Origin of the sequence: Enterobacter cloacae complex sp. FDA-CDC-AR_0132, from assembly GCF_003010695.1 — a bacterium.
Classification (GTDB): Bacteria; Pseudomonadota; Gammaproteobacteria; order Enterobacterales; family Enterobacteriaceae; genus Enterobacter; species Enterobacter ludwigii.
Window position 1 is genome coordinate 3714485 of record NZ_CP027618.1, and the last position, 24461, is coordinate 3738945.

Sequence of the window (24461 nt, forward strand, 5' to 3'; positions counted from 1 at the left end):
CCCCTTAACGGTGGCCGTACACGCGCGGACGCGTGTAGTAGTCGATGAGCGGAACGGTGATGTTTGCAAGCAGAACCGCGAATGCCACACCGTCCGGGTAACCGCCAAAGCTGCGGATGAGCCACACCAGCAAGCCGGCCAATGCACCGAAGATCAGGCGGCCACGGTTCGTGGTAGATGCCGTTACCGGATCGGTCAGGATAAAGAACGCACCCAGCATGGTTGCCCCCGAGAGCAGATGCATCTGTGGGCTGGCGAGCGATTCTGGCGAGAACACCCATCCCAGTGTGGCGCAGACTGCCAGCGTCACGAGGAAGCTGACCGGAATATGCCAGCGGATCGCTTTCTGCTGCAGCAGGAACAGCCCGCCCAGCAAATAAGCAAGGTTCACCCACTGCCAGCCCGCGCCCGCCAGCATGCCGCTGAAGATGGCAGATTTCATAATCTGATCGACGGAGTGCCCGGCATGCAGGGAGGTTTTAAACGTATCGAGTGGTGTGGCCTGGCTGATGCCATCCACGCCCATACGCAGCGCGTTCATATCCGCACCGAGCGCGGTATGGCCGGTAAAGATAACGTGCAGGGCATCCATAAAGCCGGGTACCGTCGCGGCAATGTCATGCGGCGGCAACCAGCTGGTCATCTGAACCGGGAAGGAGATCAGCAGTACGACGTAGCCAATCATCGCCGGGTTGAACGGGTTATGGCCCAGCCCACCATAAAGCTGTTTGGCAATAATGACTGCAAACACCGTACCGAGCACCACCATCCACCACGGGGCAAACGGTGGAATACTGATTGCCAGCAACAGGCCAGTCAGCAGTGCTGAGTTATCGGCAAGGATGCGGGAAACCGCCAGCTTACGCAGTTTAAGCACCAGGGCTTCTGCCCCTAAGGCGCTGGCACAGCCCAGCACTATCTGGAACAGCGTTCCCCAGCCGAAAAACCAGCACTGTACGGCAATGCCCGGCAGCGCCGCCAGGCACACCAGCATCATGATGCGTGATGTCTGGCGCTGATTATGGGTGTAAGGGGAACTTGCGATTCTGAAAACCATTTAATCCTCGTTAACTGCTTGCTGTGCGGCTTTCTTCGCCTGAACGCGCGCTATGGCGGCGGCGACTGCGGCTTTACGTGGGTCGTCGTTTGCGGCCGGTTGCTGTTCTTCCTGCTGTGCTGCTTTGCGGGCCTTGGCGCGGGCAATGGCGGCTTCGACAGCCGCCTTACGCGGGTCGACAGGTACTTCAGGCGCAGCGACTTCAGGCTGCGCCGCCGCTTTACGCGCTTTGGCACGGGCAATGGCGGCTTCGACAGCCGCTTTACGCGGGTCGACGGGGGCTTCAGGCGTAGCGGTTTCAGTCTGCGCCGCTGCTTTGCGCGCTTTAGCGCGCGCGATCGCCGCTTCAACAGCCGCTTTACGGGGATCTACAGCCTCCACTTCTTGCTCAACCACCACGTTTTGCTCGCCGACTTTGCGCGCTTTGGCGCGAGCGATCGCCGCTTCAACTGCCGCTTTACGGGGATCTACGGCCTCCGCGTCTTGTTCAACTACCACGTTTTGCTCGCCGGCCTTACGGGCTTTGGCGCGAGCAATGGCAGCTTCAACGGCGGCTTTACGCGGATCGATCTCAGCGTCAGAGGAGGCGGTCTGTGCTTTTTCTGCCTGACGGGCGCGCGCAGCCGCTTTACGCGCTTCGCGGGCGGCAATCGCTTCGCTGTTATCCGGTTTTTCACCGGCCGGGATCACCACGGTCTGGGCTGCCGTCGCTTTTTTCTCCCGCACGCGTGCCAGTGCGGCATTAATCGCATCCTGGTCTCTTTCGCCGGGCTGAACTGCTGCCTGTTTGTGACGCGCCTGACGGGCCAGTTTTTCACGCTCCAGACGCGCCTGACGCGCTTCAAAACGTGCTTTCGCTTCGGCTGCGCGTTTCTCTTCCATGGAGATGGCATAAATCTCGGCCTTCTCCTGGCGGAAGTACTGCACCAGAGGAATGTTACTTGGGCAGACCCAGGCGCAGGCGCCGCATTCGATGCAGTCGGCCAGGTTATGGGCCTGCGCTTTATCGTGCAGCTGACCTTTGCTGTACCAGTACAACTGTTGCGGAAGTAAATCCGCCGGACAGGCATCGGCACAGGCGCTGCAGCGGATACAGCCTTTCTCCTCCTGCTCTTCACCCATTTCAGTCGGGGAGGGGGCAAGCAGGCAGTTTGTGATTTTTACTACCGGGACATCGAGCCACGGCAGGGTAAAGCCCATCAGCGGGCCACCCATGATCACCATCTGGTCGCTGCCCGGGCAAAAATCAGCCTGTTCCAGCAGATGACGAACCGGCGTACCCAGACGCGCCCAGACGTTGCCCGGACGTGCTACAGATTCACCGGTCAGCGTAACCACGCGCTCGGTCAGCGGTTCACCGTCCACCACCGCACGTTTCACGGCGTAGGCTGTCCCGACGTTTTGCATCAGCACCCCGATGTCCGAAGAGCGTCCGCCATGCGGAACCTGCTTGCCGGTCAGAATTTGCGTCAGCTGTTTGGCGCCGCCAGAGGGGTACTTGGTTGGGATAACGCGCAGGCCGATATCGTGGCTGCCGTTGAGGACGGCGCGCAGCATCGAAATAGCCTGTGGCTTGTTATCTTCAATGCCAATCAGCACTTCGCGCGGCTGCAGAATATGGGCAAGAATGCGGACCCCTTCCACGACCTGCGCGGCGCAGTCCTGCATCAGACGATCGTCGGCGGTGATGTAGGGTTCACATTCCGCTGCATTGATGATCAGGGTCTGAATTTTATCGCCGCCGCCGTGCAGTTTGACGCCGGTAGGGAACCCTGCGCCGCCCAGGCCGGCAACGCCGAATTGATGAATACGCTCGATAAGCGCTTCGCGGCTCCGGTTGCGGTAGTCGCTCCAGCCGTCACGTTCTATCCAGCGGTCTTCTCCGTCGGCTTCAATAATGACGCTCAGCTCGGAGAGCGCAGAGGGGTGTGCAACGGTATGGGGGGCGATCGCCATCACTGTACCGGAGGTCGGAGCGTGGACCGGCAGCATACGTCCGCGACCGAACGTTAACGGCTGGCCGCGAAGGACGGTATCGCCTTCTTTCACGCACAGTTCACCCTCAGCACCGATATGCTGTTTCAGCGGCATGACGTAACGGGACGCCAGCGGAATTTGGCGCAGCGGCGTGCCGTTGGACTGGGTTTTCATTTCAGGTGGATGGATACCACCGTCAAAGTCCCAAATCTTCTCTTTTCTGAAAGCAGAAAATAACTTAAGCATGTTGTTCCACAGGAATGATGCGAACCGGAATGGTTTGAAGATCCCACTTCCAGCTTTCGGTAGTCGGTTCAACCGGGCGCAACGCGATACATTGCGTCGGGCAGGGCGCCACGCAGAGGTTACAGCCGGTGCACAGATCCGCCACGACGGTGTGCATGGCGCGCGTTGCGCCAACGATGGCGTCGACAGGGCATGCCTGAATGCATTTTGTGCAGCCGATGCAGTTCGCTTCGTCAATCACGGCGAGGGCGCGAACCGGCTCCTGCACATCTTCATCGCCGTCAACAGGTTGCGGGTCAACGTTAAGCAGGGCGGCTATTTTCAGCATTACCGCTTCACCGCCGGGTGCGCAGCGGTTAATTTTTTCACCCTGCACGCCTACCGCTTCGGCATAGGGGCGGCAGCCAGGATAGCCACACTGCCCGCACTGGCTTTGCGGCAGAAGCTCATCGATTTTTTCTACAACAGGATCGTCCTCTACCGCGAAACGGCGGGAGGCGTAACCCAGAATAAGGCCAAACACCAACCCCAGCACGCTGATAGAGGCGATGGCTATCCAGACAGTACTCATTACAACTTCACCAGACCACTAAAGCCCATAAAGGCCAGAGACATTAAACCTGCTGTCACCAGGGCGATCGCGTTACCGCGGAATGGCGCAGGGATATCCGCTGCTGCCAGACGCTCGCGAATCGAGGCGAACAGCACCATCACCAGAGAGAAACCGACGGCGGCAGAAAAACCGTACAGCGCCGATTGCATGAAATTATGCCCAAGGTTGATGTTCAGCAGCGCCACGCCAAGTACTGCACAGTTGGTGGTAATCAGCGGCAGGAAGATACCCAGCAGGCGATAGAGAGCCGGGCTGGTTTTACGCACCACCATTTCTGTGAATTGCACTACCACCGCGATGACCAGAATAAAGGACAGCGTACGCAGATAGATTAAATCCAGCGGGATGAGGATCCAGTTATCAATCAACCACGCGCAGATAGACGCCATCGTCATCACGAAGGTGGTGGCCAGCCCCATGCCCATCGCAGTTTCCAGCTTTTTGGAAACCCCCATAAATGGACACAGGCCAAGGAACTTCACCAGGACGAAGTTGTTAACCAGCACAGTGCCGACAAAGAGCAGTAAGTAATCGGTCATTATTTAGCCTGAAATAAAAAAGCCGCCTATTATCGGACAAACCACCGCAGGCGACAACAGGTTATCTGTAAGGTTATTACGGGTTCACAAAGGTGTTCTTCACCCGCGTCGAACGCTTGAAATAGGGCACCAGCAGCGCCGCCGCCAGTAACGGGAAAAGCAGCTGGCGAACGGCCAGGGCATCAGAAACTGGCGAAAAAGCAAAGGCTTTCACCGCCAGCAGGACCGAAATCAGCAGCCAGATAATGTAGTGTTTAGGGACACCCTTACGGCGCTTAAAGAAGGCAATGGTCAGCCATAGCGTGTAGTACCACATCCCGATTGCAAAAACGAACGACACAAACCACATCGTAATATTAAGCACACTTTGCGACATCAGGGTCTGGATTGCATGAGGTGTAATCAGAGCGGTGGTATAAAGCAGCAGCGCAAGTGATGCGCTTAATAAGGCAACCAGCAGCCATGCCAGTGGGGCGATTAACCAGCCTCCAATTCGTTCTCCAGGCGTTGCGGTCATGAACTCTCCCATAATCTGCGCGAAATGTTGTACAGCCAGTTTGCAGGGCGGAGAGTATATAACATTTCGCGCGGATGGCTACTTTCTTATAAAACGTAGCGCCATACAGACTTAGGCACTTCACCGACGTTGAACAAACGGCCACCGGAGACCAGTTCCGCACGGCGGTGGTCAGCGGCGCGATACATATTGATGATTTCCTGATTATCCGACAGCGTGTAGTTCAGATGGTCAAACAGTTTTTCCAGGCTCTCAAGCGAATTGATCTTGCGAAATTTTAATAAATAGTCCTGAACTGTCATATTAATAAGTTTCCATATAAAAGTGAGTAATACCAGTTAAGGTAATTCGTCCGAATAATAAACGGATTAATAAAGACGTAAACAGCCCACTCAGATAACGCGACTAAATTAGGAGTTTTCTTTGCTGAAAGTACAGGCATCAGACGATGCCTGTAAGAGAAGGTTAACCGTGTTCACCAGGGCTGGCAATAAGTAACTGACATATTATGTCACTCTTTATTGCGGTAACCGGTTACTTAGGTTGGGCGACGGTGGCAGGCTCCGGCGGCTGGTAGTTATCGATATGGCTGGCAACGCCAAGCAAAATGACCGATACCCCAAGGACAATCCATCCCGCTAATTCAATGATTCGATTAATAATTGACGTCATGACTGGTACGTGTAATTTATCCATAAATACAGGTTGCAAATGTTACAGCGCCGTTTCCCCCGCGGCAAGTGCTTTGGGAACGGTTCCCCTAAACAAAATCAGAACGTTAAATCTATGTAACAAAAACAACCGGCATAGCCTGCTATTTTACGTCATATGGCACATGATTAATCTGTAAGAACGTCAGAGTAGCCAGTGTGAAATAAGATAGTCATAAAAGAGGGCAACATTATGAGTGATAGCATCCGCGTCGGGCTTATTGGTTACGGTTACGCGAGCAAGACTTTTCATGCGCCTCTGATTGCCGGGACGCCGGGCATGGCGCTGGCGGCAGTTTCCAGTAGCGATGCCACGAAAGTGCATGCCGACTGGCCCTCCGTGCCGGTTGTTTCTGAATCTAAGCATCTTTTTAACGACCCTAATATTGATCTGATCGTCATTCCCACCCCCAATGACACGCATTTTCCGCTGGCAAAGGCCGCACTGGAAGCCGGTAAGCACGTTATTGTCGATAAACCCTTCACGGTGACGTTGTCACAGGCACGCGAACTGGATGCGCAGGCAAAAAGTTTTGGCAGAGTGCTTTCGGTATTTCATAACCGCCGCTGGGACAGTGATTTCCTGACGGTAAAAGCGCTCCTTAATGAAGGTACGCTGGGCGAAATCCTCTTTTTTGAATCGCACTTTGACCGCTTCCGCCCTCAGGTCCGAAACCGCTGGCGTGAGCAAGCCAGGCCGGGCAGCGGCATCTGGTACGATTTAGCGCCGCATCTTCTCGATCAGGCCGTAAATTTGTTTGGCCTGCCGGTCAGCATGACGGTTGATCTGGCCCAGCTCAGACCCGGAGCGCAAACCACTGACTACTTTCATGCCGTCTTGAGTTACCCGCAGCGGCGTATTGTACTGCACGGGACAATGGTGGCAGCCGCCGAATCAGCGCGTTATATCCTTCACGGTACCCGCGGGAGCTATGTGAAGTTTGGTCTCGATCCTCAGGAAGAACGCCTGAAAAACGGCGAGCGTTTGCCGCAGGAAGACTGGGGCTATGACATGCGGGACGGGGTTGTGACGCGGGTGGAAGGCGAGGAGAGGGTTGAAGAAACGTTACTGACGATCCCGGGTAACTATCCGGCATATTATGCCGCTATCCGTGATGCGCTAAACGGGACGGGGGATAACCCGGTTCCGGCCAGCCAGGCGATTCAGATTATGGAATTGATTGAACTGGGGATTGAATCAGCCAAACACCGCGCAACGCTCTGTCTGGCGTGATTCTGGCAAAGCCGGGTAAGGCGAAGCGCCCACCCGGCAACGGGCTTAGCCGCGGGCGACCTTATCCCGCAGCGCCTGTTTCTCTGCTGGCGTCAGGAAGGCGATGTCCAGGCCGTTAATCTGCGCCTGGCGGATCTGATCCTGACTCAGGCCAGCCTGCGGTGCGGCGATGGTGTACTCATGAATAATATCCACGCCCTGTACCGCCGGATCGTCCGTGTTCAGTGAGGCCAGAACACCGTGCTCCAGGAAGGTTTTCAGCGGGTGATGCGCCAGTGATGCCACTGTGCTGGTCTGAATATTGGACGTCAGACACGATTCAATACCAATACGCTGCTCGGCAAGGAAATCCATCAGGGCGCGATCTTCAACGGCTTTGACACCATGACCGATACGCTCTGCACCCAGCTCTCGGATGGCCTGCCAGATGCTTTCAGGGCCTGCCGCTTCACCGGCATGCACGGTAATGTGCCAGCCGGCGTCACGCGCGCGGCTGAAATGAGAAAGGAACAAACTGCCCGGGAAGCCGAGTTCATCACCCGCCAGGTCAACGGCAGCGATCGCATCACGATGTGCCAGTAACCCTTCCAGCTCCTGCAGGCAGGCCGCTTCACCGAAGGTACGGCTCATAATGCCAATCAGGCGAGCCTGAACGTCGAAGGTTTTACACCCTTCGCGCACGCCGTCAATTACCGCTTCAACCACGCCTGCAACGGGCAGGTTGTGGGTCATCGCCATATAGCCTGGCGAAAAGCGCAGTTCAACGTAGTGCAGGCCATTACGGGCGGCATCTTCAATATTTTCGAAAGCAACACGGCGGCAGGCATCCAGCGAGGCCAGCATCTTCACGCCCCAGTCGAGTTTGCTCAGGAAACTGACCAGATCCGGTTCATTTGAGGTGACCTGAACGTGGGGGATTAGGGTCTCAATCGTTTGAGCAGGGAGCGTGAGATTGTACTGGCGGCCAAGATCGAGGATGGTTTGGGCACGAATGTTACCGTCAAGATGGCGGTGAATATCAGTTAGTGGCAGGCGTGTATCAATCATGGTCGCACTCTTTTCTGGTTAAAGTGCGTCATATTATAAAAACAAAACGAGGTAAAAAGCTATTTGCGCAAGGGAATATTCCGTTGCGCAATCTGATTACAGGAGCGTCGTTATGCCGGCGATCAGCCGCTGAACCCCTTGCTCAAGCTTGCTACGCGGGCATCCCGCGTTCAGACGGACAAAACCGCTACCCTCTTCGCCATAGGTGTATCCCGGCATGATGGCGACCTTTTGCTGCTCAATCAGGACATTTTGTAGCATTTTATCGTCAAGGTTGAGTGGGCGTAAATCGATCCAGGCCAGATACGTGGCTTCCGGTGGCTGCCAGTTGAGCGTCGGAAACGCGCGGTGTAATTCGCGTGCAATGTACGCCAGATTTTCCTCCAGATACGCCCGCAACGCATCCAGCCATGGCTCTCCCTGCTGATAGGCAGCAATGTGGGCCGTCAGCGCCAGTACGGAAGGGGAAGAGAGCCCGTCACGACCTTTTAATGCGCTGAGGTAACCGTTACGGCTCTGTTCATCGCCAATCAGCCCCCAGGCACCGGTGAGCGCCGGTATGTTAAAACTTTTTGAACCAGAGCTCAGAAGTGCCCATTTGCCGCGTGCCACTTCATTCCACGGCGTATGGCGACGGCCTCCCCACACCATGTCCATATGAATTTCATCGCTGATCACCGCCACGTCATAACGGGCGCACAGTTCTGCCATGTGACTCAGCTCTTCACGCGTCCAGACTTTACCCGTGGGATTTTGCGGGCTGCACAGCAGCAAAATTTTGTTTTCCGGTTTTGCCAGCGCCGCCTCAAGTGCGGCCCTATTTCCCTGCCAGCCCGTGGCATGTTTTTCCATCGCCACGCCGACCACCTGGCGGGCATTCCCCTCGATGGCCTTATAGAACGCATCGTAAGCGGGGGTATGGACCACCACGCCGTCGCCGGGAGTTGACCAGAGGCGAATCAGTTCGGATACCATATAAATAACGGAAGGCCCGTACACGAGCGATTCGGTATCAATGTGGCTGTTAAAGCGCTGCCGGAACCAGTACGCCACAGCGGCGAGAAACTCTTCATTTTTCCAGCGGCTGTAGCCAAACACCCCGTGATGAATACGCTGGTGCAGCGCTTCGGTGATGCAGGGCGCGGTCGCGAAATCCATATCGGAGATGGTGAAGGGCAGCAGATCGGCCGCGCCAAAGCGGTCGGCGACATAGTCCCACTGCGTGCACCAGGTGCCGTGTCGATCCACGACGGTTGAAAAATCGAACATGACTCAAGTCCTTAAAGAAAAACCCCCTCAGCGCGAGGGGGTGAGGCATCAGGCTTCCACTGTACGCATCAGGGTTGCCAGCTCATCTTTCACTGACTGGACCTGCGGGCCGATAACCACCTGCAAATTATGTTGATTTAACTGTACCACGCCGATGGCCCGGTTGGCTTTCAGGGCGTTGGTGTCCACTTTCGACATGTCCGCCACCGACAGGCGCAGTCGGGTGATGCAGTTATCCAGAGAGGTAATGTTATCCGCACCACCCAGCGCCGCCAGAATAGCAGGGGTGTTATAGCCGGACTTACCCACGGTACCTGCAACAGCCTGCTCAACGCTGCTGGCGGTATCGGTATCCCGCCCAGGCGTTTTGAGGTTAAAGCGGGTGATGGCGAAGCGGAAAATTCCGTAGTACACCGCGAACCAGATAGCGGCGACCACCGGTACCAGGTACCACTTAGTTGACAACCCGTGCAGGATCCCGAACACCACAAAGTCGATGACGTTGCCGTCGGTATTCCCGATGGTGACGCCCAGCACCGCCATCACGGTGAAGCCCAGACCGGTCAGTACCGCGTGGATGAGATACAGCACTGGCGCGACAAACAGGAACAGGAATTCGATTGGCTCCGTTGTACCGCCCACGACACAGGCGATGACCCCGGAAATCAGCAGCCCTTTAATTTTATGGCGGTTTTCCGGACGAGCACAGTGATACATGGCCAGCGCCGCACCCGGCAAGCCGCCGAGGAAGGCCGGCATTTTACCCTGTGACAGGAAGCGGGTTGCACTTTCAGAGAAGCCGTGCGTGGTCGGGCAGCTCAGCTGTGCCTGGAAGATGGTCAGCGCACCGCTCACATCGTGTCCGCACACCTCCATTGTGCCGCCCGCTTCGGTAAAGCGGATCAGCGCCACCAGAATATGTTGCAAACCAAACGGCAGCAGCAGACGTTCGCCGGTTCCGAAGATCATCGGACCAAAATCGCCCGCACCGTTGATGATGCGGCCAATCCCGTTAATCCCCAGCGCAAAGACTGGCCAGATCAGTGGAATAATAAGGCCAAACAGACCCATGACCACAAGGGTTACAATGGGTACAAAGCGGGTGCCCCCGAAGAACGCCAGCGCATCAGGCAGGCGGATATTGTGGAAGCGCTCATGCAGCATCCAGATAATCACCCCGGCGATCACCGCGCCGAGGATCCCGGTATCAATGGACTGAATCCCGATAACGCTCTGAATGTTGTTCGCTTTAAGCACGGCGGCATCGGTGGTGGGCAGAATGCCTTTAGCCGTCAGCCAGAAGTTCACCGCAAGGTTCATTACCGCATAACCGACAAACCCGGCAAAGGCGGCCACGCCTTTGTTCTCGCGTGCCAGACCCAGCGGGATAGCAATACAGAACATCACCGGCAGGAAGCTGAAGGCGAAGGAGCCGACTTTACTCATCCAGATAAAGATCGCCTGCAGCACAGGTGTCCCGAGGAACGGGATCAGCGTGATGACGTCCTTACTGCTCAATGAACTGCCGATCCCGAGCATGATCCCGCAGAACGAGAGGAGTGCCACGGGCAGCATAAAGGTTTTACCCAGTTGCTGGAAAAATTCCCACAGCGATATTTTTTGTGCTGCTTTCGCCGTCATAAAACGACTCCTTTATTGTTAAAATCAGTTTATCTGCTTCAATGCTGCGAGAAGATAAAACGTTTTATCAAAGTTTAGTGCGCTCTGAATCACATTCTCAGGCTTTGACTGGTAGTATAAAGATTACATATTGATAAAACGTTTTACCGATCTCATTTCAGGGAGTCACGCCGACACATGGCTGTAGCGAAAAAAATCACCATCAACGATGTCGCGCTGGCGGCGGGGGTTTCCGTCAGCACCGTTTCACTGGTGCTCAGCGGGAAAGGACGCATTTCTCCCGCGACCGGGCAACGGGTTAACGAGGCGGTTGAGCAACTGGGCTTTGTACGTAACCGCCAGGCATCAGCGCTGCGCGGCGGCCAAAGCGGTGTGATCGGTTTGATTGTGCGTGACCTGACCTCTCCCTTTTATGCCGAACTGACCGCTGGCCTGACCGAAGCGCTTGAAGCGCAGGGACGGATGGTCTTTTTGCTTCACGGCGGTCGCGAGGCCGATCAGCTCCTTTCCCGTCTGGATATGCTGCTTACGCAGGGCGTCGACGGGGTGATCGTCGCCGGCGCATCGGGTGTGAGTAATGACTTGTGCGAGCGCGCCGCCGAAAAAGGCGTGCCGCTGGTGTTTGCCTCGCGCGCCAGTTATCTGGACGAAGCCGATACCCTGCGACCGGACAACATGCAGGCCGCACAAATGTTGACGGAGCATCTTATTCATCGGGGGCATCAGCGCATTGCCTGGCTTGGCGGAAAAAGCTCGTCCCTGACGCGAGCCGAGCGGGTAGGCGGTTACTGCGCGACGCTGATTAAATACGGCCTCCCGTTCCACAGCGAATGGGTGGTGGAATGCGAATCCAGCCAGAAGAAAGCCGCGGAAGCGATAAACGCGTTATTACGGAGTAGCCCGACGATAAGCGCCGTGATTTGCTATAACGAGGTGATTGCGATGGGGGCCTGGTTTGGCCTGATCCGCGCCGGGCGTCAGAGCGGCGAGGGTGGGGTTGAAACCTTCTTCGGCCACCAGGTGGCGTTAGGGGCATTTGCCGACGTTGGTGAAAACGCGCTGGACGATCTGCCCATTGTCTGGGCCACCACACCTGCCCGGGAGATGGGTTACACGCTGGCGGACAGGATTATGCAGCGCATCGAAAAAGCAGACGTGCAGGCCGGGCACCAGATTGTGTCGGCACGGTTAGTGACGGTGAAATAGTATTTCGTGGCACCAGTCTGAGTACCTGCAACCGGTAATAAAAAACCCCTCAGAGAGGGGTTTTGATGATTACTGCTGTGGTGCAGCGGGTGCAGCGGGTGCAGCAGGTGCTTCAGGCACGGCCGGCGCTGCAGGTTCAGCCGGTTCCGGCATCCCCAGAGCAGGCATACCAAACATCCCGACAAAATCTTCCAGCGGCATTTTATCGCCGTTTAGCGTGACCTGACCGTTGGCATACTGCAGGCTGGTGGAAATGGTGTTGTCTTCCATCTTCGTGATGCGGAACATCTGGCCCATTGCCGCCAGGCCTTTCACCTGCTGGCTCGCCAGCTTGCCGGCATCTTCATCACCATACCCTTCAAGCTTCGCAATCTGGGTCATAAACTCGGTCGCCATATCCACAGGGATGGTCAGCTTGCTGTCGAGTGACTTCACGCTGCGATCCACTTCCTGCGCCAGGGTCTGAGGTTCACCCGTTGCGGTTGCCGGGTCTTTCAGGAACAGGGACAGATTAAAGTTGGTTTCGCCTTTGCTGTTTTTCCAGCTCAGCGGGGCCACGGTGATAACTGGCTCGCCTTTCAGCAGGATTGGCAGGTTGTTCATCAGCACCGCCATGGCCTGCTGCTGGTAAACTTCCGGATTCTGCTGCAGCGCGGCATTGCTCAGCAGTGCCTGGCTCTCTTTGCTGTATTTCTGGCTAAATTCATGCCACGCCTGACCGTCGATATTGCCAATCTTCAGCGACAGTTTGCCGGTCCCGAGATCCTGGTTCTGCACTTTCAGGCTCTTCAGGGCGTAATCCAGTTGGGTATTGATGCTCTTACCGTCTTTAGACACGTCGGATTTGCCGTCCACCTCCATGCCTTCCAGCACGGCCATCTCTTTACCTTCAACCGCGATAGCAATCTTGTCGAAAGAGAGTTTCTGATTACCGATACGCTCTTTAAAATCGGTCATCTTGCTGTCGCCGTCGGCTTTCAGGTTATTGAACGTCAGCTGAACCTTTTGACCGTATTCATTGACGGCATTGATCAGGCCGCTCTCTGCTTCACCGGTCAGGGAGAAGACATTTCCATCGCGGTCAGCATCAACCTTGAAATTCCCCCCGCTAAAGGTCACTTTCTCGTTATCTTTCTCGTAGTTCAGTGCTTTCAGATCGATACTGGAACGTGTGTCACCGGCGTAGCTGATGCGGGTGTTAACCTCGAAAGGTGACTCATTCTTTGCCAGATCAAACAGAGGTTTGGTTAAGTCGTTATTCACCAGTACAGTATGAACGGACGCCATCGACGGGATCAGGTTAAAAGACGTTAACTGTGCCAGCGGGAACGGACCGTGGCTGACCACTTCATCCAGCACCACGCTTTGGCCCGGTTTCAGCCAGCCATTTTCATTACCGGCAACAGGCTTGACAACCACCTGCATATGGCTGGTAAAGATACCACGCTGATAATTCTGGTAGGCAAGCTCCACGCCTGCTTCCGGCGCACCACGCTTAAGCTCTCCGTTAGCCTGTGCCACCATCTCAGCCAGACGGCTTTCCAGCTGTTTCCCGGTAAACCAGGAGGCACCTGTCCAGACCACGCCTAACGCTACAATCACTCCTACCGCTACGACCGATTTTTTCATTGCGACTATCCCTAAAATGAAACCAGGCGGTAGAAACCGCCCGGTGATGTAAAGTCTTCAACTAGCTTAGCAAGAGTTGTTAAAAAATTCAGTAAGTGCTTAAAGCTTATTAAAAACACGCGCCAGACGACCGGTACCGCTCACGCTCACCGGCGACTCGTTTGCCGCTACAAATGCCGATTCGCCTGGCTTGAGCACCAGACGCTCGCTACCTTTATGCAGCGTTGCTTCACCCTCAACGCAGAACAGGATTGCCGCGCTCTCCTGCGCGATGGCGGTTTCTGCCGGGCTCAGGTCATGCAGTGAGAAGGCAAAATCATCCACCGGGATGGGGAAGTCCAGCTCCGCACCCTGTTTAACAGGCTGAGTCAGCAGGTGATCCGCAGGCTTCGCCTCAAACTTCACGTTGGCAACCAGCTCAGGGATATCAATGTATTTCGGTGTCAGGCCTGCACGCAGTACGTTGTCTGAGTTGGCCATCACCTCCAGCGCCACGCCCTGCAGGTAGGCGTGCGGGGTTTCAGCAAACAGGAACATCGCCTCGCCCGGGTTCAGCTTCACCACGTTCAGCAGCAGAGGGGAGAACAGGCCGCTGTCGTCCGGGTAGAATTCAGAAATCAGGCGGATGGTATCCCACGGCTCACCGTGCTGGCTGTCCAGTGCTGCTTTCAGCACCGCCAGGGCGTGAGATTTCTCTTCTCCCTGCATGTTCAGCAGGCTGGCGAAAAGCTGGCTCAGGCCTGCTGCATTCGGGTTTTCCAGGAAGTGGGCAATAGCGTTGTTAGCACCCGCCACCGGCTGCAGCAGGGAGATAATTTCTGAGAACTCGCGAAACGCGTTCATCGCCAGGAAGGGGGTCAGCGCAAAGACCAGCTCCGGCTTGTGGTTAGGATCTTTGTAGTTACGCTCGGCGGCATCTAACGGAATACCGGCCGCGTTCTCTTTCGCAAAGCCCATCTCAGAGGCTTTTTTATTCGGGTGAACCTGGATGGAGAGCGGCTGGTCGGCGCACAGCACTTTAAACAGGAACGGCAGCTCACCAAAACGGCTGGCAACCTTGTCACCCAGCAGGGTGGCTTTGTCGGCATCAATCACGTCGCGCAGAGAGCGAACCTGGCCGCTTGCGTCTTCAATTTTTGAGCTGCTCTTCGGGTGCGCACCCATCCACAGTTCTGCCATTGGCAGGTTGTTTGGGTTCGCGATACCGTAGAGATCCGTTAACGCAGTTTTACTTCCCCAGGCGTAGTTTTGCACTGAGTTAATGAGTTTTTGCATTATCAAGCCCTGATTCAATGGTGGAATTAACTCTGGGTATTAAAGCAATAAACCACATGGAAGTAACCTGTGGATGTAAAAAGTCGTACTAGTCTCAGTTTTTGTTAAAAAATTGTGTAGGATAAGCTGACTCGCTTTTAAGCGGGCAGCGGAACATCTGCCCAAATAATCAGACTGAAGCAGTAAGTGAGAGAACAATGTCGAACAAACCCTTTCATTATCAGGATCCTTTTCCCCTCAGTAAGGATCAAACCGAATATTACCTGTTAACCCGCGATCACGTCTCCGTCTCTGAATTCGAAGGGCAGGAGATCCTCAAGGTCGATCCGCAGGCGCTGACGTTACTGGCGCAGCAGGCTTTCCACGACGCCTCGTTTATGCTCCGCCCTGCGCACCAGCAGCAGGTTGCCGATATCCTGAGCGACCCGCAGGCCAGCGAAAACGACAAATACGTCGCCCTGCAGTTCCTGCGTAACTCGGATATCGCGGCGAAGGGTATTTTACCTACCTGCCAGGACACCGGCACGGCCATCATTGTGGGTAAAAAAGGCCAGCGCGTCTGGACCGGCGGCGGCGACGAAGCGGCGCTGGCGCACGGCGTGTACAACACCTACACCGAAGACAACCTGCGCTACTCGCAAAACGCGGCGCTGGATATGTACAAAGAGGTCAACACGGGCACAAACCTGCCTGCGCAGATTGACCTGTATAGCGTGGACGGTGATGAATACAAATTCCTCTGCATCGCCAAAGGTGGCGGTTCAGCGAACAAAACCTATCTCTACCAGGAAACCAAAGCGCTGCTCACACCGGGCAAGCTGAAGAATTACCTGGTTGAGAAAATGCGCACGCTCGGCACCGCTGCCTGCCCGCCGTACCATATTGCCTTTGTGATTGGCGGTACGTCAGCAGAGAGCACCCTGAAAACGGTGAAGCTGGCGTCGACCAAATACTACGACGGCCTGCCTACCGAAGGGAACGAGCACGGCCAGGCGTTCCGCGATGTTCAGCTTGAACAGGAACTGCTGGAAGAAGCGCGTAACCTCGGCCTGGGCGCGCAGTTCGGCGGCAAATATTTTGCCCATGACGTGCGTGTGATCCGTCTGCCGCGCCACGGCGCCTCCTGTCCGGTCGGGATGGGGGTCTCCTGTTCTGCGGATCGTAACATCAAGGCGAAGATCAACCGCGAAGGTGTCTGGATCGAAAAACTGGAGAACAACCCAGGGAAGTACATTCCTGAAGCGTTGCGCAAAGCGGGCGAGGGTGAAGCCGTTCACGTTGACCTGAACCGTCCGATGAAAGAGATTCTGGCGCAGCTGTCTCAGTATCCGGTGTCGACCCGTCTCTCTCTTAACGGAACCATCATCGTTGGTCGTGACATCGCTCACGCGAAACTGAAAGAGCGTCTGGACAATGGTGAAGGGCTGCCGCAGTACATCAAAGATCACCCGATTTACTATGCAGGCCCGGCCAAAACGCCAGAAGGCTACGCCTCTGGCTCGTTAGGCCCGACCACTGCAGGCCGTATGGACTCGTATGTTGACCAGTTGCAGGCCAACGGCGGCAGCATGATCATGCTGGCAAAAGGAAACCGTAGCCAGCAGGTGACGGATGCCTGCCATAAACACGGTGGCTTCTACCTGGGCAGCATCGGCGGTCCGGCTGCCGTACTCGCGCAGGGCAGCATCAAGAGCCTGGAGTGCATTGAATACCCGGAACTGGGTATGGAAGCTATCTGGAAAATTGAAGTGGAAGATTTCCCGGCATTTATCCTTGTGGATGACAAAGGTAACGACTTCTTCAGGCAGATCCAGTCCTCACAATGTTCGGCGTGTGTGAAGTAATCTACTATAGCCGGGTGGCGTTCACGTCACCCGGCACATCAAAGAGCGCACAAAGCGCCATATCTTTTCTGTAAAGCAATCAATACTTATCTCTGAAGCATGTGAGCAATCCCGACAGTGTTATCAAGGAGAAAGTAATGACTACGGTACGCCGTGAGAAAGACTCTATGGGTGCGATCGATGTCCCGGCTGACAAGCTATGGGGCGCGCAAACCCAGCGTTCGCTGGAACATTTCCGTATTTCGACCGAGAAAATGCCCGTCTCGCTGATTCAGGCGCTGGCGCTCACTAAACGTGCGGCCGCTAAAGTGAATCAGGATTTAGGCCTGCTGGCGGCAGATAAGGCCACCGCGATTATCACTGCTGCCGATGAAGTGCTGGCCGGCAAGCATCCCGATGAATTCCCCCTCGCCATCTGGCAGACCGGTTCTGGCACCCAGAGCAACATGAATATGAACGAAGTGCTGGCGAACCGGGCAAGCGAACTGCTGGGCGGCGTGCGCGGTATGGAGCGTAAGGTTCACCCGAACGATGACGTAAACAAAAGCCAAAGTTCGAACGACGTCTTCCCGACGGCGATGCACGTGGCGGCGGTGATTGCGCTTCGTGAACAGCTGATCCCGCAGCTCAACGTGCTTAAAACCACCCTTGGTGAGAAAGCGCAGGCTTTCAGCGATATCGTCAAAATAGGACGCACTCACCTGCAGGATGCCACGCCGCTGACGCTCGGCCAGGAGATTTCCGGCTGGGTGGCAATGTTAGAACATAACCTCAAGCACATCGAGTACAGCCTGCCGCATCTTGCAGAGCTGGCGCTGGGCGGAACGGCGGTCGGTACGGGGTTAAATACCCATCCGGAATATGCGGTGCGCGTTGCCGACGAGCTGGCGGCCATCACCGGGCAGCCGTTTATCACGGCGCCGAATAAGTTTGAAGCGCTGGCCACCTGTGATGCGCTGGTTCATACCCACGGCGCCCTCAAGGGGCTGGCAGCGTCGTTGATGAAAATCGCCAATGATGTGCGCTGGCTGGCCTCGGGTCCCCGTTGCGGTATCGGTGAAATTAGCATTCCGGAGAACGAGCCGGGTAGCTCAATCATGCCGGGCAAAGTAAACCCGACCCAGTGTGAAGCCATGACCATGCTCTGCTGTCAGGTAATGGGTAACGACGTTGCCGTTAACATGGGCGGCGCGTCCGGTAACTTTGAGCTGAACGTCTATCGCCCGATGGTGATTCACAACGTGCTTCAGTCCATACGCCTGCTGGCGGACGGTATGGAGAGTTTCAACGAGCACTGTGCGTCAGGCATTGAGCCAAACCGCGAGCGCATCAGCCAGTTGCTCAATGAGTCGTTGATGCTGGTGACCGCGCTGAATACCCATATCGGCTACGACAAAGCCGCTGAGATTGCGAAAAAAGCGCATAAAGAGGGGCTGACGCTGAAAGCCTCCGCTCTGGCATTGGGTTACCTGACGGAGGCTGAGTTTGATGCATGGGTACGCCCGGAATCGATGGTCGGCAGCCTGAAATAATCACTGCGCCACATACAGGTGCAGCCGCGGAATAATCAGCTGCAGCGGTTGCGCCTGAGGTCTGTAACGATGCTGGACATTTTCAGCATCGTAATTCAGCAGTTCGCCAATATCCGGCACAATGGCCCCCTGATCGGCATCATAAAGTGCGATCAGCGGCGTTGGGCAGGCATACTGTACCTGCTTTTGCTGGCCGGAATACCAGACGCGCGCGATAGGCTGCACCTTCACCGGACGCTTAATCTTAAGCCGGGTATCCGCCGGCAGTGAGGCGATGCTGTGGTACTCCTGCTCAAGCCGTTCAATCCACTGCTCGCGTGACCACGGTGCGACAGTCCGCGGTGCCTTAAGACTCTTTTCCAGCTGTGCCAGAATGTCATCCCGGGTGAAGTTTTTAATGATGTGCTTGTTGGCCCAGCCGAAGCGAAGCGTGGCGGGATGACGCAGTACCGTCAGCGTACGGTAGGCATTCAGGGTGATTAATCCCGGTAGCTGTCGGTGTACCCATTCAAAACGGGCGGCAGGAGCCAGACCTGACTCTTCAGTAATGATCTTTTCAAACGTCGCCTTAAGCGTGTTGATATGCGCAATCTGGTTTTCCAGCGCTTCTCGCGTTGTTGCATCGGTTTGCAGGCAGATTACGCCTGGCAGACGAACGGCCGCCTTACTGCTGCGGTTTTCTGACTGCTGCTGGATAAACAGGCGACGGTAGTGCCGTAGCGTCAGTTCCAGCGCCGCTTTGCCGATATGCTGCTGTACCTCTATGGTTTCCAGCGGGTCGTGTTCAGCGCCTTTCACCACATCCGGCAGGGTAAAGATGCGCGCGGCTAACAGACGGCAGGTCTGCAAACGTTCGGTCAGGGTCAGTAACTCGTGTTCAATGTCGCGGAACGTGCTGTTCAGCCTTTCGATGAGATCGTACGTCGCCATGATAACTCTTCATTAGTTACAACATACTTATCATATAGCACAGCACGCCGGGTCAGGCCAGCGTGCGATAAAGGTCAGGCAGGGACGGGAAGGGTGATGTTGTGATATACCGGCCAGCTAAAGCAGAAGCGCGCGCCGCCGAGTGCGCTCTCTTCACAATGCACCGTGCCGCCCATCGCCTGCGCGATGGAGTAGACAATTGCCAGCCCGAGCCCACACCCCCCCGTGGCACGATCGCGGCTAGGGTCGAGGCGTACAAACGGCTCAAACACCGTTTCACGCGCTTCCGGGGCGATGCCCGGTCCGTCGTCCTCAACCGTCAGACAGGCCTGACTACCCTGTAAATCTAAGCCAATCTGCAGCGTGCTCTCGCTATAACGCATGGCGTTGTTCATCAGATTATCCAGCACGCGTTCCATCAGACGCATATCCAGTGCGCCATAATCGCCGGGCGTGACGCGTGTCAGTAGCGTGCGTTGCGGGTTTACGCTCTGGACATCATCGATATGGGTTTGTAACCAGCCGGGCAGGTCCGGCGTACTGAGGTTCAGTTCGTTTTGCGGGCGATCGAGGCGCGCATAGGTCAGGAGCTCCTCAATGAGACCCTCAAGCTGACCAATGTCGCGGTTCAGCGCCTGAGACTCGGCCTCCGTCAGGTTTTCGCTCATCTCCAGCCGATAGCGCAGGCGTACCAGCGGCGTACGCAGCTCGTGAGCAATTCCGTCAATGAGCTGTTTTTTACTGATAATCAGCGCATTGATGTTATCGGCCATCTGGTTAAACGCCACGCCAAGACGTTCGAAGCTGGAACCGCTGTCGAAGTGAATGCGCTCGCTAAAATGCCCGTCACCAAAACGTTGCGCAGCTGATTCCAGTTTCAGCATGTCCTGCCAGTGTGGCCTCATCCAGATAAAGACCGGGAACGCGAGCGAAATGGCAATGAAAGCCAGCAGGGCAAGGTCCAGCAGGCGCATCTGGTGCAGATAATAGAGATAAGGTACCGGCCCCACGGCCAGAACGTAATGGCTCCGTGGAATGCGCTGGATAAAGGTATATTTCTCATCCAGCGCCACAATGTCCCCGTCACGCAGTCGCTGCATGGCGGGTGGCTCTAAATCGAAATCCTTCATCGGCTCGATGCGCAGATCAAACGACAGGTTCAGATCCAGCTCTTTTAAGGTCTTGGCCCAGTCGTGTGGCGGGATCTCTCGCAGCTCGCTGCGCATCAGGTAGAGCGAGCTTTTCATTAAATCATCCAGTGACTGCCTGCCCGCACGTTCGGCGGTGAATTTATAGACCAGCCCAACCAGCATGGTCATCACAAGGAAGCAGACAAACAGCAGGAGATAAAACTGTACGAACAGCTTTTTCATTCAATCTCACCGAAAATCAATACGTTAACAACCTGCGTCGAAGACAAACACGCAAACCCAAACTAGTTACACATACCGCTCGGTTTTTTACGGGGCCCGCATTGTGAGTAATCCCACAGAACGTACCCTTTTGATTTCATACAGTCTTCTATTTTCTGGATCCTGGAATCTTGCTGTTCTATCGTTTCGCCCGGCAGCAGGCGGTTACGACTGAAGCTTTCATCCCATGAATTGAGCGAATACTTTCGATCAACGCCGCAGGCGTACAAATCCTCACGGCGTTGTTGCACATTGGTATGGCCCGGGGTCCAGGGATTCTGGATAGTCTGAATATACGGAACATAGTCATAATTACTTGAATCCATATCTGCGACAACGCATCCGGTTAACCCAAAACAGCAGATCAGGCTGAGTGTTCTTATTTTATGCAACTGTCAGACCTCGTCTGCGTAATGTTTTAAACAGTGTCGTTCGGGGAACCGGCATCAGGTTTCCCAGGCGTGAGGCGCGAACAGATAGCCCTTGTTACGCACGGTTTTAATGCGGTACGGCTCAGTGGCATTATCCTGCAGTTTTTTACGCAGGCGCGAAATAGCCACGTCAACGCTGCGATCCATTCCGTCGTAGCTGACGCCGCGCAGGTTTTTCAGTAATGCATCGCGATCCATGATCTGCCCGGCGTGGGTTGCCAGTTCCCAGAGCAGGTCAAAATCTGCGGTGGAAAGGGCGATAAGCTCGCCAGAAAGCAGAACCTGACGGTTAATCGGATCAATAGACAAGGTACCAAAACGCATCGCTTTGTGCGGGGTCAGCGACTGAGCAGGCGCTTCTCGTTCAACGCTGGCACGTTGGCGTAAATGGAGGCGCAGACGAGCAAGGAGGACGGCAGGGGGCGTGGTTTTCAGAATGTAGTCATTGGCACCCATTTCGAGTGACAAAATATGGTTCATGTCGCTGTCCAGCGAGGTCAGCAGCACGATAGGGCCCTCCCACCGGGCGCGCAGATCGCGGCAGACCGTCATGCCATCTTTGCCGGGCAGCATAATGTCCAGCAGCACCAGGTCCGGGTTTTCACGTAAGACCACCTCTTCGGCACGATCGCCACGAGGCTCAACAATGACGTCCATATCATGTTTACCCAGATAGGCGGCGATCAATTGTCCCACTTCGGGCTCGTCTTCAACATAAACAATCTTATTCATACAACGTCTGTTATCGTGAAAAAAGCCAACATACACCGCACAACCTTAACGTTCCATTAATCTTTCATAATTAACGCCAGTTCCGTTATTCTGGCTCATAGTGTTATTTGATTGTTATAGGGAAAAACATGGGGCTGGTGATAAAAGCCGCGTTGGGTGCGCTGGTGGTGTTACTGATTGGTGTTCTGGCTAAAACCAGGAATTATTATATTGCCGGGCTGATCCCACTCTTCCCGACCTTTGCGTTAATAGCGCACTATATTGTCGCCTCAGAACGAGGCACGGAAGCATTACGTACGACTATCGTGTTCGGGATGTGGTCGATCATCCCTTATTTTCTTTATCTGCTTTCGCTGTGGTACTTCACCGGTTTTATGCGACTTCCCCTGGCGCTGAGCGGGGCCGTTGTCTGCTGGGGACTCAGCGCCTGGGTGCTTATCTTCTTCTGGAGCCGCTTTCACTAGCGCAGCGGTCGTCCGCCGTCCACGGCAAAGGTTCTGCCAGTGACGTAGCAACTGGTGAGCAGATAATCAATAAGATCGATAACCTCTTTTTCACCTGGCGCAATTTTCATCAGCGATTTATTCAGCGCCTGCTGGCGATACTCCGCATCATCGTCTTCGTTGAATAAAATCATCGCCGGGGCGATGGCGTTCACCTTAACTTCAGGGGCAAGTTTACGGGCGAACGAGCGCGTCATGTTATCGAGTGCGGCTTTACTGGCCGCATAGGCGATGTGCTTGTCGCTGCCGCGCTCCACGACGTAATCGGTGAAATGAATAATATCACCCGCCGCATGTCCGTGACCACGCAGCAGGTCGAGCAGGGCATGGTTCAGCAGATAGGGCGCATTGACGTGGATCTGCAGCATGCAGGAGAGCGTTTCGCTGAGTGGCGTACCGGATTTTTCGGGAAGCCAGGCGCTGGCATTATGGATAATGGCGCGCAGCCCGGGGGTGGTAGATTTTACTTTTTCAGCGAAGGCCAGAATACCGTCATCGGTTGAGAAATCGGCCTGAATGCAGATCGCACCGGCTTTGCGTAGCCCCTCAATCGAGGGATATTCGCTGCGGTAACTGATGATGACCGGATGGCGAAGATTGAGAAAGTGATGGGCAAGGGCGAGGCCGATACGACGGCCTCCACCAGTAATCAGTATTGGGCGTTGCTGCGCGTTTCCCATCGTGTTCTCCTTTTCAGTTCAACAATGGGAAAGGCGATTCTATCCCATTAACATCCAGGTTGCCGGTACGGCAGCAACCAGTAACAGCCCGATTAAGGCCATCTCACGGCGTCTAAGCGCGTTCTCTAACTGATGCGTGCGGCGGGCGTAGATAAACACCAGCAGGCCCGGTGCATACAACACCACCGACAGCAGCAGATGCATAGGCCCGGAAGCATACAACAACCACAGGCCGTAAATACAGGCTCCGACACCCACCACATAGTGCGCCGGACGTGTGGCGATTTTTAACAGATATGCACCCACTAAGAAATAGGGTACCAGAATCATCTCCGAGGCGATGGTCAGCAGAGTGTTATAGTCTGAACCTGTGAGCCAGATCAGCACCAGACAGACCTGAACGCTGATGTTGGTCAGCCAGAGTGAGGCCGACGGCGCGCTGTTTTTGTTTTGACGAGCAAACAGGCGTGGAAATGCTTTGTGCGTTGCGGCCAGGAACGGCACTTCTGCCGCCATAATGGTCCAGCTCAGGTACGCGCCGCACACGGAGATAATCAGCCCCGCGGCAATTACCACGTCACCCCACGGTCCGAACATTTTCACCATCAGGCCCGCCATCGACGGGTTACGCATTTCGGCCAGTTCAGGACGCGCGACCACCCCCAGCGACAGCAGCGTCACCATCAGATACACGCCCAGCGCCGCCAGTACCGCCAGCAGCGTGGCGCGACCCACATCGCGCTTATTCCGCGCCCGGGCAGAGACCACGACGGCCCCTTCAACACCGATGAAGACCCACAGGGTGATCAGCATGGTGTTCTTGACCTGCTCCCAGACCGGTACGCCCAGCGCGACACCGCTGAAATCGAGACTGAACACATCGAGACGGAACGCCATAAAGGCCAGCACGATAAACAGGCCGAGCGGAACCAGTTTGGCCAGGGTTGCCACCAGGTTAATGCTGGCCGCCGTCTGTACGCCACGTAGAATCAGCCAGTGAACAACCCACAGCAGTACCGAAGCGCCCACAATGGACTGCCAGGTATTGCCGTCGCCAAAGAACCGCAGTTCAGGAGTATCGGTAAAGAAACTGAGCGCCGAAAAGACGATCACCAGGTAGGAGACGTTTGCGATGACCGCACACAGCCAGTAGCCCCATGCGGAACAGAAGCCAATCAGTTCGCCGAAACCTTCACGGGCGTAAGTGAAAATCCCCCCATCCAGATCCGGGCGGATGCGGGTCAGCAGCAGCATTGCGAACGCCAGCAGCAAAATCCCGGCCCCCGTGATGCCCCACCCTATAAGCAGTGCGGCAGGGCTGGCGACCGCCGCCATATTCTGCGGTAAGCTGAACACGCCCGCACCCAGCATTGAGCTCAAAACGAGTGCAGTCAAAGCACTCAGGCCTAGTTTCTTTTCCATTGGCTTCCTGTTATG

The 24461-nt window shown here is 55.5% G+C and carries 22 protein-coding genes; 5 read left to right on the plus strand and 17 right to left on the minus strand.

Annotation, left to right across the window (positions count from 1 at the left end; all coding sequences use genetic code 11):
• Nucleotides 1-4 precede the first annotated feature (4 nt).
• The 7 genes from rsxD to blr form a co-directional block, all read right to left on the minus strand.
• A complete protein-coding gene (gene rsxD, locus AM379_RS18010) occupies nt 5-1057 on the minus strand; it encodes an electron transport complex subunit RsxD (RefSeq protein ID WP_014169800.1) in 1053 nt (350 codons plus the stop codon).
• On the minus strand, nt 1058-3280 hold the full coding sequence (rsxC, locus tag AM379_RS18015; protein ID WP_106503993.1) for an electron transport complex subunit RsxC: 2223 nt from the start codon (nt 3278-3280) through the stop codon (nt 1058-1060). It abuts the gene before it with no gap.
• Entirely contained in the window at nt 3273-3851 is a 579-nt protein-coding gene (rsxB, locus tag AM379_RS18020; RefSeq protein WP_032678028.1) for an electron transport complex subunit RsxB, read from the minus strand. Before rsxB ends, rsxC begins: the two co-directional genes overlap by 8 nt.
• Complete coding sequence (gene rsxA, locus AM379_RS18025) at nt 3851-4432, minus strand: electron transport complex subunit RsxA (RefSeq protein WP_014169803.1); 582 nt, start codon at nt 4430-4432, stop codon at nt 3851-3853. The genes rsxB and rsxA overlap by 1 nt, the downstream gene beginning before the upstream one ends.
• Before the next feature lie 76 nt (nt 4433-4508).
• The gene (locus AM379_RS18030; protein WP_025204344.1) at nt 4509-4949 is read right to left on the minus strand and encodes a DUF2569 domain-containing protein; all 441 of its coding nucleotides are present in this window, start codon (nt 4947-4949) and stop codon (nt 4509-4511) included.
• Nucleotides 4950-5035: 86 nt separating this feature from the next.
• Nucleotides 5036-5251 (minus strand): transcription modulator YdgT, encoded by a 216-nt coding sequence (gene ydgT / locus AM379_RS18035; RefSeq protein WP_006174966.1) that lies wholly within the window; start codon nt 5249-5251, stop codon nt 5036-5038.
• A gap of 232 nt (nt 5252-5483) precedes the next feature.
• On the minus strand, nt 5484-5609 hold the full coding sequence (blr, locus tag AM379_RS18040) for a division septum protein Blr (protein WP_170289847.1): 126 nt from the start codon (nt 5607-5609) through the stop codon (nt 5484-5486).
• A 243-nt stretch (nt 5610-5852) separates the two neighbouring features.
• Here blr and AM379_RS18045 point away from each other — a divergent pair, with 243 nt between their 5' ends.
• A complete protein-coding gene (locus AM379_RS18045; RefSeq protein ID WP_106503995.1) occupies nt 5853-6893 on the plus strand; it encodes an oxidoreductase in 1041 nt (346 codons plus the stop codon).
• A 45-nt stretch (nt 6894-6938) separates the two neighbouring features.
• On the opposite strand, the gene add is transcribed toward AM379_RS18045, so the two are convergent.
• From add to malX, 3 genes are all read right to left on the minus strand, one after another.
• Entirely contained in the window at nt 6939-7940 is a 1002-nt protein-coding gene (gene add, locus AM379_RS18050; protein ID WP_106503996.1) for an adenosine deaminase, read from the minus strand.
• Between the two features lie 96 nt (nt 7941-8036).
• Nucleotides 8037-9209 (minus strand): MalY/PatB family protein, encoded by a 1173-nt coding sequence (locus AM379_RS18055; protein WP_106503997.1) that lies wholly within the window; start codon nt 9207-9209, stop codon nt 8037-8039.
• A 48-nt stretch (nt 9210-9257) separates the two neighbouring features.
• The gene (gene malX / locus AM379_RS18060; protein ID WP_014169809.1) at nt 9258-10850 is read right to left on the minus strand and encodes a maltose/glucose-specific PTS transporter subunit IIBC; all 1593 of its coding nucleotides are present in this window, start codon (nt 10848-10850) and stop codon (nt 9258-9260) included.
• A gap of 177 nt (nt 10851-11027) precedes the next feature.
• On the opposite strand from malX, the gene AM379_RS18065 reads away from it, so the two are divergent.
• Nucleotides 11028-12056, plus strand: a complete 1029-nt coding sequence (locus AM379_RS18065) for a Mal regulon transcriptional regulator MalI (protein ID WP_014169810.1) — start codon at nt 11028-11030, stop codon at nt 12054-12056.
• A gap of 69 nt (nt 12057-12125) precedes the next feature.
• On the opposite strand, the gene AM379_RS18070 is transcribed toward AM379_RS18065, so the two are convergent.
• Both AM379_RS18070 and manA read right to left on the minus strand, forming a co-directional pair.
• Nucleotides 12126-13685 carry a YdgA family protein gene (locus AM379_RS18070; RefSeq protein WP_106503998.1) on the minus strand — a complete coding sequence of 520 codons (1560 nt, stop codon included), beginning with the start codon at nt 13683-13685 and terminating at the stop codon, nt 12126-12128.
• A 99-nt stretch (nt 13686-13784) separates the two neighbouring features.
• Nucleotides 13785-14960 carry a mannose-6-phosphate isomerase gene (gene manA / locus AM379_RS18075; protein WP_068794553.1) on the minus strand — a complete coding sequence of 392 codons (1176 nt, stop codon included), beginning with the start codon at nt 14958-14960 and terminating at the stop codon, nt 13785-13787.
• A gap of 197 nt (nt 14961-15157) precedes the next feature.
• Between manA and fumA the strand changes: the two genes are divergently transcribed.
• Both fumA and fumC read left to right on the plus strand, forming a co-directional pair.
• Nucleotides 15158-16804 (plus strand): class I fumarate hydratase FumA, encoded by a 1647-nt coding sequence (fumA, locus tag AM379_RS18080; RefSeq protein WP_025204339.1) that lies wholly within the window; start codon nt 15158-15160, stop codon nt 16802-16804.
• Between the two features lie 137 nt (nt 16805-16941).
• A complete protein-coding gene (fumC, locus tag AM379_RS18085) occupies nt 16942-18336 on the plus strand; it encodes a class II fumarate hydratase (protein ID WP_020884315.1) in 1395 nt (464 codons plus the stop codon).
• Here the strand turns inward: fumC and tus are convergent, their stop codons facing one another.
• The 3 genes from tus to rstA form a co-directional block, all read right to left on the minus strand.
• Nucleotides 18337-19266, minus strand: coding sequence for a DNA replication terminus site-binding protein (tus, locus tag AM379_RS18090; RefSeq protein ID WP_106503999.1), 930 nt, complete (start codon nt 19264-19266; stop codon nt 18337-18339).
• A 74-nt stretch (nt 19267-19340) separates the two neighbouring features.
• Nucleotides 19341-20639 carry a two-component system sensor histidine kinase RstB gene (gene rstB / locus AM379_RS18095; RefSeq protein ID WP_106504000.1) on the minus strand — a complete coding sequence of 433 codons (1299 nt, stop codon included), beginning with the start codon at nt 20637-20639 and terminating at the stop codon, nt 19341-19343.
• Nucleotides 20640-21124: 485 nt separating this feature from the next.
• The gene (gene rstA, locus AM379_RS18105; RefSeq protein WP_025204337.1) at nt 21125-21841 is read right to left on the minus strand and encodes a two-component system response regulator RstA; all 717 of its coding nucleotides are present in this window, start codon (nt 21839-21841) and stop codon (nt 21125-21127) included.
• Between the two features lie 128 nt (nt 21842-21969).
• On the opposite strand from rstA, the gene AM379_RS18110 reads away from it, so the two are divergent.
• Nucleotides 21970-22305 (plus strand): GlpM family protein, encoded by a 336-nt coding sequence (locus tag AM379_RS18110; protein WP_025204336.1) that lies wholly within the window; start codon nt 21970-21972, stop codon nt 22303-22305.
• Here AM379_RS18110 and folM read toward each other — a convergent pair.
• Together folM and AM379_RS18120 are read right to left on the minus strand one after the other, a co-directional pair.
• A complete protein-coding gene (folM, locus tag AM379_RS18115; RefSeq protein ID WP_025204335.1) occupies nt 22302-23024 on the minus strand; it encodes a dihydromonapterin reductase in 723 nt (240 codons plus the stop codon). The two genes, AM379_RS18110 and folM, sit on opposite strands and share 4 nt — an antisense overlap.
• 39 nt (nt 23025-23063) lie before the next feature.
• A complete protein-coding gene (locus AM379_RS18120) occupies nt 23064-24446 on the minus strand; it encodes an amino acid permease (protein WP_020884310.1) in 1383 nt (460 codons plus the stop codon).
• Nucleotides 24447-24461 lie beyond the last annotated feature (15 nt).